This window comes from Winogradskyella marina (assembly GCF_015645385.1).
Lineage (GTDB): Bacteria > Bacteroidota > Bacteroidia > Flavobacteriales > Flavobacteriaceae > Winogradskyella > Winogradskyella marina.
Map to the genome: position 1 here is coordinate 1 of NZ_JADOET010000015.1, position 12,996 is coordinate 12,996.

Sequence of the window (12,996 nt, forward strand, 5' to 3'; positions counted from 1 at the left end):
AATGATGAAAACAGTGATGGCTATGCCAACATAGGAGAAACCATTACCTACAATTTCACAGTGACCAATCAAGGACAAGCGACCATAACAGATGTGGTGCTTACAGATGATATGTTAGGTGGTGAACTTACACTAGCATCAGGAGACGACAATGGAGATAACATCTTAGATGTCGATGAAGTTTGGTTGTATGCAGCAAGTTATACAATAACACAAGCTGATATCGATACAGGCATGGTAAGTAACCAAGCCCTCGTTACCGGAACAAGCAGTACAGATGGATCAACCTTAGAAGATTTATCAGATGATGATACCGTGTTCGAAGATGATATAACAGATACGGAATTGCCATTAGAAGCCGGAATCGCAGTGATAAAAACAGGAGTTTTTTATGATGAAAACAGTGATGGCTATGCCAACCTAGGAGAAACCATTACCTACAATTTCACAGTGACCAATCAAGGACAAACCACTATAACATATGTGGTGCTTACAGATGATATGTTAGGTGGTGAACTTACACTAGCATCAGGAGACGACAATGGAGATAACATCTTAGATGTCGATGAAGTATGGTTGTACGCAGCAAGTTATACTATTACACAAGCCGATATTGATGCAGGTATGGTTAGTAACCAAGCCCTCGTTACCGGAACAAGCAGTTCAGATGGATCAACCTTAGAAGATTTATCAGATGATGATACGGTGTTCGAAGATGATATAACAGATACGGAATTACCATTAGAAGCAAGTATAGCAGTGATAAAGACCGCAATCTTTAATGATGAAAATAGTGATGACTGTAGTAATGTGGGAGAAACCATTACATATTCATTTACTGTTACAAATGAAGGTAATGTAAGTGTTCGCAATATCGAATTGATAGATGATATGCTTGGTGGAGTTTTAAGTTTAGTTTCAGGAGACGACAATGAGGATGAGGAGTTAGATGTTAACGAAACTTGGATCTATGCTGGTGAATATACACTCACCCAAGCAGATATTGATGCAGGCATGGTGAGTAACCAAGCTGTCCTTTCCGGAGAAAGTAGTCTAGATGGTTCTATTTTAACAGATCTATCAGATGATGATAGTGTTCTAGAAGATGATACTACAATAATGCAACTATGTAATTCCGGTTCTATATCTCTTGAAAAAGTTGGTGAGTTTAATGATGAAAATGGAAATGGTGTTGCAGAAGCAGGAGAGACTTTATCGTATTGGTTTACTGTTTATAATACAGGTGTAACAACTTTATATAATATTAGTATAGACGATCCATTACCAGGTGTACAAATTGAAGGAGGACCAATTATTGAATTAGGACCTAATGACATAGACGATTTTACTTTTATTGCAACCTATACGTTAACAGAGGACGATGTGGCGAATGGAGAAGTTATCAATCAGGCGGTGGTTGAAGGTGAAAATGAAAATGGAATAATCTATACAGATACATCCGATGATCCTAATAATTTGGATAATATAGACTTAAACAATGATAATGAACCAGATGATCCAACAGTTGTAATCTTACCTCAAGTATTGGGTGCTGAGTTCGAAATATTTAATGGAATTACTCCAGATGGCAATGGTGAGAATGACTTCTTTAGAATTGTTGGTATAGAGGACTATCCAGATAACAATTTGAAAATATATAATCGTTGGGGAATTCTAATCTATGACATGGATAGTTATGGAATCAATGGTAACGAATTTAGAGGGATTTCCGAAGGTCGGAGTACTATAAATAAAGATGAGAAACTACCTACAGGAACTTATTTTTACATACTACGAAGATTTGTTGGAGGTAAAACCTTAACAAATGAAGGATATTTATATATAAAAAATAACTAAACCCTAAAATCTTATGAAATATTATTTTTTATTACTGCTAGTGTTTATTAGTGTGAATTTGAGCTTTGCTCAACAAGACGCACAGTACACTCAATATATGTATAACACTCAAGTTATAAACCCTGGATATATAGGGTCAAAAGATGTACTTAACTTTGGTTTGCTATATAGATCTCAATGGGTAGGATTTGAAGGAGCCCCAAAAACAGGAACAATTTCAGTTAGTTCACCAATCGGTGAGCTTAAAAAAATGGGATTAGGGCTGTCTATAGTGAATGATCAAATTGGTCCCGCTATAGAAACTAATATAGTTGCTGATTATTCCTATTCATTAGAGTTTTCTGAAGTTTCAAGATTATCATTTGGCTTAAAAGCGGGAGTGAATTTCTTAGATGTAGATTATACCAAACTCAATATTTATGATACTAATGATGCGCAATTTGATGAAAACATAAATAATAAACTCTATCCTCAAATAGGAGCGGGAATATATTATAATACAGATAAAATGTATGTAGGATTATCCGTGCCTAACTTTCTTAATTCAAAACACTATAATTCAGATAATGTGAATAATATAAATAGCGATGCAATTGCGGTAGAGCGTTTACATTATTTTTTAATTGCTGGATATGTATTTGAGCTTAACGAGAACTTAAAATTTAAACCAGCAACAATGGCTAAGTTAGTTAAGGGGTCACCGCTTCAAGTGGATCTCTCGGCGAATTTCTTAATTCATGATAAACTTACATTAGGTGCAGCATATCGCTTTGATGCGGCAGTTACTGCGATGGCAGGATTCCAAATTTCCAACAGAATATTTATTGGGATGGGGTATGATTATCAAACAACTGATATCGAAACGTATAGTCATGGTTCTTATGAGGTATTTTTTAAGTTCGATGTTTTTAAAAATACTGAACGTATACTAACTCCAAGATTTTTCTAAACTAAAACGATTATGAATACACTTATATATAAAAGAATATTATGTTTTTTATCAATCATTTTCTTTGCTACGTCTTTTGCTCAAACAGGAAAAATAGAAAAAGCGAATAGTAAATACGATAAATACCACTTTATCGATGCGCGAGAAATTTATTTAAGCGTTGTAGAAAGTGGATACCGATCTGCCGAAATTTACAGAAAATTAAGTGAGACTTACTACTTTAATAGCGAATATGAAGGAGCATCCAAATGGTATTACAAACTAATAAATGAGTTTCCTAATGATTTAGTCGTTACTGATTATTTTAGGGCGGCACAATGTTTAAAAAGTTCAGGTGAACCCAATGGGGCTGAAAGGTTAATGAAGATTTATAAAGAAAATGGCGGAACGGCATTAACTATAGATTCCTATAAAAATGTTGCGGATACGCTTTTTGAAAAGGGAGTGAGTGATAAATTATTTGAAATAGATAAAATATCGGTAAATACTGAGTTTTCAGATTTTGGCCCAGCATTTTACGGTAATAAAATTGTTTTTGCTTCAAGCGATAATTCTGAAAATGAGTTTGAAGATAAATCTGTAGATCTTGCAGGCTGGGATAAACAACCCTTTTTAGACCTATATCAGGTTGCTGTAGATGACGAGATGAACTTAAAGGAAGCTGAACTTATTAAAGGTGATGTTAATACTAAATACCATGAGTCAACAGCTGTGTTTTCAAACGATGGTAATACCATGTATTTTACAAGAAATAATTTCTTGGATGGAAAGAAAAAAAGAGATAAGGATTTTGTGATTAGGCTTAAAATATACAAGGCTACAAAATCTGGTGATACATGGGGAAATATCAAAGAGCTTCCTTTTAATAGTGATAATTATTCCGTGGGTCATCCTGCTTTAAGTGCTAATGAAGATAGGCTTTATTTTGCTTCCGATATGCCAGGGACTGTTGGGATGTCTGATATTTGGTATGTGGATATTTTAGGAGAAGAAAGCTACTCAAAACCAGTTAATATGGGTAATGTGATTAATACGGTAGCAAGAGAAACATTTCCTTTTGTAAGTACTGAAGATAACCTATACTTTTCTAGTGATGGTCATTTAGGACTTGGCGGATTAGATATTTTTGTGACTAAATTAATCGAAAACAGCCATGGAGAGATAGCGACGTTTGGAGAGCCTATTAATAGTGTAAAGGACGATTTTAGTTTTATAATTAAAGAAGGTCGAATAGGGTACTTTACCTCAAACAGAGATGGTGAAGAAGGTAGTAAAGGTGATGATATTTATCAAATATGGGAGCGTTGCGAAATTACAATTCAAGGACCAGTGAAAGATGAAGATACCGGTGAAATAATTCCCAATGCGGAAGTAAAGCTATTAGATAGTAGTAATAATGAAATTCAAAGACTTATAACAGGTGATGATGGTCTGTTTACTTTTACTTTAGATTGTAATGAACAATATGTTATAAGAGCAATAAAAGAAGGTTATAATCCTAAGGAGGAAATCTTTGAAACACCAAAGAACCCTAGAGTAATTGAAATGCCGATTGTACTAAATATGCCATTACTCCTTAAAGTTGCTGATCCTTGTCCTCCTAATGATTTAGGTTGTAAATTGACTTTACAGCCTATTTATTTTGATTATGATCAATCTAATATTAGGTTAGATGCAGAAATCGAATTGGCTAAAATTTTGGCGGCATTAAACAAATACCCAGAATTAAAAATTAATATAGAATCGCATACAGATTCTAGAGGTAGAGATTCATATAATTTAAAATTATCACAACGTAGAGCTAAATCTACATTACAATGGTTGTTAGATAAAGGGATTGCTAAAAATAGATTAACGGCAAAGGGTTATGGTGAATCTCAATTAATAAATGAATGTTCTAATGGTGCAGACTGTAGTGAAGAGCAACATCAATTAAACCGTAGGTCAATGTTTATTATTAAAGAATAATTATTGAATAGTTTTCCGATAAGAAACACCTTGTTTATTTCTGTATATGCAAGGTGTTTTTAGTTTTGTCTATACCTTTTATGAAAACATTAATGTATTTTTAAAGTTTTACTTGGTATTTTTACGGCATGAGAGAAGAGCAAGTCATCTTAGTCGATGAAAATGATAATAAAATTGGGTTAATGCCAAAAATGGAAGCGCATGAAAAGGCACTTTTGCATCGTGCATTTTCCGTATTTGTGTTTAATGATAAGAATGAACTAATGCTTCAGCAACGGGCTTTGCACAAGTATCATACTCCTGGTTTGTGGACGAATACTTGTTGTAGTCATCAACGCGATGGTGAAAGCAATTTAGAAGCTGGTAAGCGACGCTTACAAGAAGAAATGGGCTTTGTTACAGACTTAGAAGAAAAGACCTCGTTTGTTTATAAAGCACCTTTTGATAATGGATTAACAGAGCATGAGTACGATCATATTATGGTTGGGTATTACAATGCTGCACCTAATATTAATCCAGACGAAGTAGCAAGTTGGAAGTGGATGTCATTAGAAGCTGTAAAAACAGATATTGCAGAAAATCCTCAGATTTATACCGCTTGGTTCAAAATTATTTTTGAAAAATTTTATGAATTCATAAATGTGAATAATCAATAATGAAAGTTACAGTACATAGAAAAGCACATTTTAATGCAGCGCACAGGCTTTATAGAAAGGACTGGAGTTTTGAAAAGAATGAAGCCGTTTTTGGTCTATGTAACAATCCTAATTTTCATGGTCATAATTATGAATTAATAGCAAGTGTTACAGGTGAGATTGACCCTGAAACAGGTTATGTTATTGATGTGAAAATTTTGAAAGATATAATTAAAACTGAAGTCGAGGATGCTTTTGATCATAAGAACCTAAATGTTGAAGTTCCTGAATTTAAAGATTTAAATCCTACTGCAGAAAATATTGCTGTAGTCATTTACAATAAGATTAAACCAAAACTGAACCCGAAGTTTCAATTGGAAATTACTCTATACGAAACACCTCGTAATTTTGTAACCTATTCTGGAAATTAAGATAAAAACATGCTATATCCTTTAAAATTTCAACCTATTCTAAAAGACAAAATTTGGGGCGGAGAAAAGTTAAATCAACACTTTAATAAAAACTCTAATTCTAAAAACTCTAATTCTAAAAACTTAGGAGAAAGTTGGGAGATAAGTACCGTTCCAAATGATATATCTGTTGTTTCAAACGGGGAATTAAAAGGAGAATCACTTCAGGATTTAGTAAATAATTACAAATCTGCTTTTTTAGGTGAAAAAAACTGGGATCGGTTTGGTAATGAATTTCCATTGCTTATAAAATTTATTGATGCTAAAGAAGATTTGAGTATTCAGTTACATCCTAATGATGAGTTGGCAAAAAAACGACACAATTCATTTGGTAAAACTGAGATGTGGTATGTGATGCAAGCTGATAAAAATGCAAATCTCATTGTAGGTTTTAAAGGTGAGGTTGATAAAGCGACTTATTTGGAGCATTTAGAAAATAATACACTTACTGAAATCTTAAATTTTGATACGGTAAAAGAAGGGGATACCTATTTTATTGAAGCAGGAAGAGTTCACGCTATTGGCGCAGGTGTTTTATTAGCAGAGATTCAACAAACTAGTGATGTGACGTATCGTGTTTACGATTGGGACCGCGTTGATGATGAGGGAAATGGACGTGAGTTACATAACGATATTGCCATAGATGCTTTTGATTTTGAAATGGAAAATGATTTTAGAGTCGACTATCAAAAAGAAAAGAATGTCTCTAATGATATGGTAAGTTGCCCGTTCTTTACAACAAATTTTATGGAGTTAACGTCTGATTTAGATATAGAAAACACGCACGATTCTTTTATGATTTACATGTGTGTAGATGGAGACGTTGAAGTTTCTGTTGCGGGCTCAAGTGAGCGAATTTCTAAAGGTGAAACAATTTTGATTCCGGCAAAAATTAGAAATTTTAAATTAAAATCTAGTTACGGAAAACTTCTAGAAGTGTACGTTTAAAACTTTAGATAAAAAGTAAAATTGCCAATCGAATAACTAAAAGGATTTAGTATTTTTGCGGTTATTATTAAAAATAATTATCATGTCGAATAAAAGAGATTTAAAAAAAGATATCAACTACGTTTTAGGAGATATTATTGAAGCGGTTTACGTTTGGGAATTAACAAATACAGAAAAAGCTACAAAAGAAAGCGAAGCTATTATAGATGAAGCTATAGGAACGTTTGATTCGTTAATTGCACGTGTTAACGATAGAAGTGTTGAAAATAAGAAAGCACACTTTAAAGCGATTAACAATGATCTTGAAACTAAAGGAAGAGATCTTATCGAAAAAATCAACAAATTAAAATAAATTGATTTGCAAATTTGAAAATCTATTTTAAATTTGCGCCAGCTTACCAAAAATAGGTGAGCTAATGTTTTTGCCGATGTAGCTCAGCTGGCTAGAGCAGCTGATTTGTAATCAGCAGGTCGTGGGTTCGAGTCCCTCCATCGGCTCTTAATTGAAACTCTAACTATCATAAAGTAGTTAGAGTTTTTTTATTTGATAAAATTACATAGGGCGAGAAGTTTATGCTGAGCGCAGTCGAAGTAAGTCCCTCCATCGGCTCTAAAAAAAAGAGGCTGTCTATAAAGTTCAAAAATTACTTTTTGTCACATTGAGCGCAGTCGAAATGTCTTTAAATCTAGTATATTAGATTTTTCGACTGCGCTCAAAATGACAATATAGTTAACTTTTTAGTGAGTCTCTTTTTGTTTTAAAGTCTAGCATGCAAAATTAAATTCCGCAGGCGTTTGTTTTACTATGCTAATTATCAGAATTTCTATTCGAAATAAATTCATTCAATTTTTTACCGTAAAACGAATTTTTAACCTCATTGGTTAGATTGTTATAAATAGAATCGATATAAATCGGATTAGCGTTTTGTACTTCGTAAAGTGCTAAATAAGGTGCTATTTCACTATCCCTATTATTTATAGCATACTGTATGGTATAAGCATATTTACGCTTCATAATTTGGTCTGCTACTTTGTTCAACGAATCTAATTTAATACTATCTTTCTGCTCATGCGCATAAAATTTTTCTTCTATAATATCTAAATTTTTATCATTGTATTTAGACAAAACATCTAAATATTCTTCTAAAAGGGCTTGCTGTTTAGAGCCTTTAATTTCAGAATCATAATTAAACGTCTTTAAGGTTGTGGTAATTTCCGTAACACCTTTATCCGCAAAGAATGGAATGTAATGCTCTTCTCCATCATTTTTAAAAAGTTTTAAATAGAGTAGAAGTGGTTCATTTAAATTGGTGTGTAAGGTGAATTCTGGTTGTCCTGTAATAACCATTGAGTCTAAGTCTACAATGCTTGAATCTCCATCTTTTTGAAGATAAACAACTCCTTTTTTTAAGTCTTTAATATGGCCCTTTAGGGTAAAGTTAGCGTTGTTATTTTTGCTACAAGAAACGGCTAATGCTACTACAGCTAAGAGGCTTAGTGTTTTATATAATTTTGTCATGTTTTGCTAAATAATTAGGTGCGCAAATATCTTATAATAGTTTTAATATCGAACTGATCTTGACATTTTATTTTTTGGTGATAGAAAACCATATGAAGAGTTAAAGCTAACTTACAGCTGCTAATTCCATTAATATTGTACAGCCAATAGCCGCAATGGTTCCTACAGCATAGCCAAATACAGCAAGTAAAACTCCAACTGTAGCTAAAGACGGATGGAAAGCTGAGGCAACAATAGGAGCAGAGGCTGCGCCACCAACGTTAGCTTGGCTTCCTACAGCTAAAAAGAAATACGGAGCTTTGATAAGTTTAGCAATTAGAATTAATAATAATGCATGAATAGACATCCAAATAACGCCAATTGCAATAAGGCCTAAATTATCGAAAATCATGGTTAAATCCATTTTCATACCAATACTAGCTACAAGGATGTATATAAAAACACTACCAAATTTACTTGCACCAGCTCCTTCATAATTTTTTGCTTTTGTATTTGATAAAAGAACAGCAATTATAGTAGCGATACTTATCATCCAAAAGAATTTTGAACCTAAAAAGGTAAATATATTTCGTGTTGTAGGAGAGTCTATTCCTGCTACCATATCTGCAAAAAGAGGTGCTAAATAATTAGCGCTTAAATGCGCAACACTAACGGTTCCGAAAGCAATAGCAGCAATAATCATTATGTCGGTTAAAGATGGATTTCGCTTTACTTTTTCTGAAAAAGAAGACACTTTCTCTTTTAGTTCTTCAATTGAAGACGTATCTGCTTTTAACCATTTATTAATTCGATTTCTTTTTCCGATACCAACAAGTATGATAGCCATCCAAATATTGGCAACCACAATATCTACAAAGACCATCCCACCATATTTAGCTTGGTTGTATCCATAAATCTCTAACATAGCTGTTTGGTTAGCGCCTCCACCAATCCAACTCCCTGCTAAAGTAGAAAGTCCTCTCCATACTGCATCTGGACCAACACCTCCAACAGTTTCTGGCGAAACACTAGCTATTAATAAAATAGCAATAGGTCCCCCGATTATAATTCCAATAGTCCCTGTGAAAAACATAACCAAAGCTTTCCAACCTAAATTAAAGACTGCTTTTAAGTCAATACTCAATGTCATTAAAACTAAAGCGGCAGGCAATAAATACCTACTGGCAACATAATATAGATTTGTGCTATGTTCCGTTATAACACCAGTTTCTGAAACGGTTGTCCATTCTGGTGAAATTAATCCAGTGGTTGTTAAAACCGCAGGAACCATATAAGCCATAAATAATCCAGGTACTATTTTATAGAACTTTGACCAAAATCCTGTTTTTATAGATTCTGTTACAAAGACAAAACCTAAGGCTAGCATTAAGAGTCCAAATACAATAGTATCATCAGTAAAAATCGGAGTATTATCCATAGTATAGTTTATTTAGGACTTGCAAAATACAAAAAATTAAAACTAAAAAAGTGACCGTTTCCGATCACTTTTTGTCTTTAGAATTATCTTTTTTCTTGGGTTGCCTATTATGTTCTTTGAGATACTGCATTAACATCCATTCTATCTGACCATTAGTGCTACGAAATTCATCTGAAGCCCATTTTTCAATGGCTTTCAGCATATCTTCATTCATTCGTAGTGCAAAAGCTTTCTTTTTAGACATTATAGTTTACTTAATTAAATTTTGTTTTATAGGTGGTTAATATGCGTTCTGCTTCGTTTCGTTTTTGTGTACCAATTAAAAGTTTTTTACCATTTTTTAATTCGAGTTGAATTCCTATATCACCAGAAACGTTTATAGCTTTACCTTTAGATGTATTCCAAAGTATACCTCCTTTTATGCCCCAACCACCATATTCTGATATAGGAGAATAAGTTCTAACATAAGCTTTTTCTATGTCGTTCCATGTTACCACTTTAAAACTCCAATGGAAAGGAAAGAACTTATAATGAATTCCTTTTTCATCAATTCGTGTTTCTAATTTGAACAAAAATATAATTCCTGCCGCTAAAATTATAAAACCAATGCTTGAAGTTAATTCTAAATTAGTATAGCTGCTTGGATCTTCAAAGTAAGATTGTAAGATCACACCAACAGGTACCAATAAACTTACAAGTATCAGTACAATTAACCATAGCTGAGTAAAGCGTTGTTCTTCTTTAAATATTTTCATTATCTGTTCTTGTCGCGTTCAAAAACTACAGTTGCCCAATTCACCGCAATTTGATTTACAACCCAACCTTCACGTGCGTGTTGATTCAGGAAATCTTCAAAATTTTGAACGCGGTTTCTAAAACCTAATTTTGGGATAACTACTTTGTATTCTTTCATGTTTTAATGGTTTAAAGTTCCGGTGTTTAAAACTGGAGAGGCATCTTTATCTCCACAAAGTACGACCATGAGATTACTCACCATAGCAGCTTTGCGCTCTTCATCTAATTCTACCACTTGCTTTTTATTAAGTTCGTCAATTGCCATTTCTACCATACTCACAGCGCCTTCAACAATTTTATGTCTAGCAGCAACAATCGCTGTAGCTTGTTGGCGTTTTAACATGGCATTTGCTATTTCATTGGCATAAGCTAGGTAGCCAATTCTTGCTTCTAAAACTTCAATACCAGCAATGGTTAAGCGTTCGTCTATTTCTTTTTCTAACGCATTACTAACTTCATTAACACTAGAACGTAAGGTAATATCTTCGTCAACACCTTCATCTGCAAAATTATCATAAGGATACATACTCGCTAATTTACGAACAGCGGCATCGGTTTGTACACGTACAAAATTTTCATAATTATCGACATCAAATGCGGCTTTGTAGGTGTTATGAACACGCCAAACTAAGATGGTACTGATCATAATTGGGTTTCCTAATTTATCATTCACTTTTAAGCGTTCGCTATCAAAATTGCTTGCTCTTAGTGAGATTTTTCGTTTAGTGTAAAACGGATTCACCCAGTAAAAGCCATTCTTTTTAACGGTTCCAACATATTTACCAAATAATAGTAAAACTCTTGAGCCATTAGGTTGTACCATTAAAAACCCAAAGGCTAAAATTAATGCTGCTACAATACCAAATATTGACCAACCTGTTTCTGTAATTGGAATTAATGCAATACTGCCAAAGAACAATATTAAAAATAAAAATAGCATTAGATAGCCATTTGCTGGGACGATGATTTTCTCTTCTTTCATGATTTAAAAAATTTAATTGGTTAATTATCGTTTCAAATCAATATGATATTAAAATGATATCATAAAGATGTGATTTAATTTATTAGTATGCAAATAGAATTTTTTGTTACAGTATTAATAAAAGAAATAAAAAAAACAAAGTTTGGCACAGGGTTTGCTTAATATTAATTGTAATGATTATTACAACTGTTACATTCTAGTAACAGAACTACAAAGTCGTAACATTACATTGGTTGGTTAGTTAGAAAAAGCATCTCGTGGTTGGGATGCTTTTCATTAGTGTTTAGTTAGTTAAGTGAAAAAAGCATCTCATTCCTATACATTTTAGGCGAGATGCTTTTTTATTTGATGAATTTTAAAGAATGGGTTAAGACGCTATAAACTTCGTTATTCCTGTTATAAGTTCTGGTGAAATAGATCTAAACGATTCGTTATATGATTTTGAATTTTCTAAATCATCACCTTCAATTTCAAAAAGGACGTGATTCATATTTTCTATAAGTAGTAATTCCGCTGTTTTATTAGCGTCTTTTAGTACTTCAGCTTCACTAACTGAAACTTGAAGGTCTTTTGTGCCATTAATAATAAGAATTGGCATGTTTAATTCTTTTATAATTTCAGAGGGATTATGAGACATCCAATTGATCATAAATGGTTGCAAATCGGCATTAAACATGGATGCTAAGGCAACTGGGAAATCAGTTGTAGTTTTACCTTCTTTTAGACTATTAACAACACGTTTGGTTTCTTCATTAAACATTGGTGCCGTTTTAGCCACTTGTTCTATAATAACATCTCCTATGTTATTACCAGCTCCAGCGAGCGAAATAAAACCGTCTGCCTTGTCTTTTGCGGAGAGCATTCCGACTAAACTGCCTTGACTGTGCCCAATAATATATATCTTATTATAAGTGCCTTTTACTTTAAAGTAATCTAATACATCTGAGGCATCACTCACAAAATCATCGAACATAATATCTTTATCTACGTTGTTTTGATGAATTTGTTTTACTATTCGTTTGTCAAACCTAAAGGTAGCAATACCATTGTGTGTAAGTCCTTCTGCTAACTTTTTTAAGGAATTATTTTTCAGGAAATTTTGATTACCATTTCTATTTGTTGGACCAGAGCCTGCTATAATAATGGCTAAATTAGGTTGGTCATTGTCTTGAGGTGCAAGCAATGTGCCATCTATCCATTTAGAAATAGATATATCTTCTTCGGTATATGTTTTTTCTTGGCTAAGTCCAAGACTGCTAACTAATGATAAAGCGAGAATTAAAAAGAATTTCATATTTAAATATTTTAAGACGTATAAAGTTAATTCATATTGAGCTGAATGCACTAGTTGTTTCAAAATTTATACCAATTTTTAGTGTTAATTACGGAAATATACACATTTACAAATGTGTATTTCATCGGTAAAATACATAATTTTGTCGTTAAATGTTAAAAT

14 protein-coding genes and 1 tRNA gene are annotated in these 12,996 nt (G+C 33.1%); 8 read left to right on the top strand and 7 right to left on the bottom strand.

Annotated elements, in window-relative coordinates; genetic code table 11:
• The 8 genes from ITJ86_RS14365 to ITJ86_RS14400 all read left to right on the top strand — a co-directional run.
• Positions 1-1,857, top strand: a 1,857-nt coding sequence (locus tag ITJ86_RS14365) for a DUF7507 domain-containing protein (protein WP_195872350.1), incomplete at its 5' end; no start/stop codon positions are given.
• 13 nt (positions 1,858-1,870) lie between these two features.
• The gene (locus ITJ86_RS14370) at positions 1,871-2,806 is read left to right on the top strand and encodes a PorP/SprF family type IX secretion system membrane protein (RefSeq protein WP_195872351.1); all 936 of its coding nucleotides are present in this window, start codon (positions 1,871-1,873) and stop codon (positions 2,804-2,806) included.
• Positions 2,807-2,818: 12 nt separating this feature from the next.
• Positions 2,819-4,774 carry an OmpA family protein gene (locus ITJ86_RS14375; RefSeq protein WP_195872352.1) on the top strand — a complete coding sequence of 652 codons (1,956 nt, stop codon included), beginning with the start codon at positions 2,819-2,821 and terminating at the stop codon, positions 4,772-4,774.
• A gap of 128 nt (positions 4,775-4,902) precedes the next feature.
• On the top strand, positions 4,903-5,430 hold the full coding sequence (gene idi / locus ITJ86_RS14380) for an isopentenyl-diphosphate Delta-isomerase (protein ID WP_195872353.1): 528 nt from the start codon (positions 4,903-4,905) through the stop codon (positions 5,428-5,430).
• Positions 5,430-5,840, top strand: coding sequence for a 6-pyruvoyl trahydropterin synthase family protein (locus ITJ86_RS14385; RefSeq protein WP_195872354.1), 411 nt, complete (start codon positions 5,430-5,432; stop codon positions 5,838-5,840). The genes idi and ITJ86_RS14385 overlap by 1 nt, the downstream gene beginning before the upstream one ends.
• Positions 5,841-5,849: 9 nt before the next feature.
• On the top strand, positions 5,850-6,827 hold the full coding sequence (locus tag ITJ86_RS14390) for a type I phosphomannose isomerase catalytic subunit (RefSeq protein WP_195872355.1): 978 nt from the start codon (positions 5,850-5,852) through the stop codon (positions 6,825-6,827).
• Positions 6,828-6,909: 82 nt separating this feature from the next.
• A complete protein-coding gene (locus ITJ86_RS14395; RefSeq protein WP_195872356.1) occupies positions 6,910-7,179 on the top strand; it encodes a hypothetical protein in 270 nt (89 codons plus the stop codon).
• Positions 7,180-7,251: 72 nt separating this feature from the next.
• Positions 7,252-7,325: transfer RNA gene (locus ITJ86_RS14400), tRNA-Thr, on the top strand.
• 310 nt (positions 7,326-7,635) lie between these two features.
• On the opposite strand, the gene ITJ86_RS14405 is transcribed toward ITJ86_RS14400, so the two are convergent.
• The 7 genes from ITJ86_RS14405 to ITJ86_RS14435 all read right to left on the bottom strand — a co-directional run bounded on the left by ITJ86_RS14405 (position 7,636) and on the right by ITJ86_RS14435 (position 12,834).
• Positions 7,636-8,346: a DUF4369 domain-containing protein gene (locus ITJ86_RS14405; protein WP_195872357.1), complete on the bottom strand. Its 711-nt coding sequence runs from the start codon at positions 8,344-8,346 to the stop codon at positions 7,636-7,638.
• Positions 8,347-8,452: 106 nt separating this feature from the next.
• Positions 8,453-9,763, bottom strand: a complete 1,311-nt coding sequence (locus ITJ86_RS14410) for a DUF819 family protein (protein ID WP_195872358.1) — start codon at positions 9,761-9,763, stop codon at positions 8,453-8,455.
• A 64-nt stretch (positions 9,764-9,827) separates the two neighbouring features.
• Positions 9,828-10,007 carry an Arc family DNA-binding protein gene (locus ITJ86_RS14415; protein WP_195872359.1) on the bottom strand — a complete coding sequence of 60 codons (180 nt, stop codon included), beginning with the start codon at positions 10,005-10,007 and terminating at the stop codon, positions 9,828-9,830.
• A 10-nt stretch (positions 10,008-10,017) separates the two neighbouring features.
• Complete coding sequence (locus ITJ86_RS14420; protein ID WP_195872360.1) at positions 10,018-10,518, bottom strand: hypothetical protein; 501 nt, start codon at positions 10,516-10,518, stop codon at positions 10,018-10,020.
• On the bottom strand, positions 10,518-10,676 hold the full coding sequence (locus ITJ86_RS14425) for a DUF4177 domain-containing protein (protein WP_195872361.1): 159 nt from the start codon (positions 10,674-10,676) through the stop codon (positions 10,518-10,520). The genes ITJ86_RS14420 and ITJ86_RS14425 overlap by 1 nt, the downstream gene beginning before the upstream one ends.
• Positions 10,677-10,679: 3 nt before the next feature.
• Positions 10,680-11,540: an SPFH domain-containing protein gene (locus ITJ86_RS14430; RefSeq protein WP_195872362.1), complete on the bottom strand. Its 861-nt coding sequence runs from the start codon at positions 11,538-11,540 to the stop codon at positions 10,680-10,682.
• Positions 11,541-11,907: 367 nt separating this feature from the next.
• Positions 11,908-12,834 carry an alpha/beta hydrolase family protein gene (locus ITJ86_RS14435; RefSeq protein ID WP_195872363.1) on the bottom strand — a complete coding sequence of 309 codons (927 nt, stop codon included), beginning with the start codon at positions 12,832-12,834 and terminating at the stop codon, positions 11,908-11,910.
• Positions 12,835-12,996: the final 162 nt, after the last annotated feature.

Bases quoted from the DNA above. Each gene is read 5' to 3' on its own strand.
- ITJ86_RS14370 (WP_195872351.1), top strand. From the start codon at position 1,871: ATGAAATATTATTTTTTATTACTGCTAGTGTTTATTAGTGTGAATTTG.
- ITJ86_RS14375 (WP_195872352.1), top strand. From the start codon at position 2,819: ATGAATACACTTATATATAAAAGAATATTATGTTTTTTATCAATCATT.
- idi (WP_195872353.1), top strand. From the start codon at position 4,903: ATGAGAGAAGAGCAAGTCATCTTAGTCGATGAAAATGATAATAAAATT.
- ITJ86_RS14385 (WP_195872354.1), top strand. From the start codon at position 5,430: ATGAAAGTTACAGTACATAGAAAAGCACATTTTAATGCAGCGCACAGG.
- ITJ86_RS14390 (WP_195872355.1), top strand. From the start codon at position 5,850: ATGCTATATCCTTTAAAATTTCAACCTATTCTAAAAGACAAAATTTGG.
- ITJ86_RS14395 (WP_195872356.1), top strand. From the start codon at position 6,910: ATGTCGAATAAAAGAGATTTAAAAAAAGATATCAACTACGTTTTAGGA.
- ITJ86_RS14405 (WP_195872357.1), bottom strand. From the start codon at position 8,346: ATGACAAAATTATATAAAACACTAAGCCTCTTAGCTGTAGTAGCATTA.
- ITJ86_RS14410 (WP_195872358.1), bottom strand. From the start codon at position 9,763: ATGGATAATACTCCGATTTTTACTGATGATACTATTGTATTTGGACTC.
- ITJ86_RS14415 (WP_195872359.1), bottom strand. From the start codon at position 10,007: ATGTCTAAAAAGAAAGCTTTTGCACTACGAATGAATGAAGATATGCTG.
- ITJ86_RS14420 (WP_195872360.1), bottom strand. From the start codon at position 10,518: ATGAAAATATTTAAAGAAGAACAACGCTTTACTCAGCTATGGTTAATT.
- ITJ86_RS14425 (WP_195872361.1), bottom strand. From the start codon at position 10,676: ATGAAAGAATACAAAGTAGTTATCCCAAAATTAGGTTTTAGAAACCGC.
- ITJ86_RS14430 (WP_195872362.1), bottom strand. From the start codon at position 11,540: ATGAAAGAAGAGAAAATCATCGTCCCAGCAAATGGCTATCTAATGCTA.
- ITJ86_RS14435 (WP_195872363.1), bottom strand. From the start codon at position 12,834: ATGAAATTCTTTTTAATTCTCGCTTTATCATTAGTTAGCAGTCTTGGA.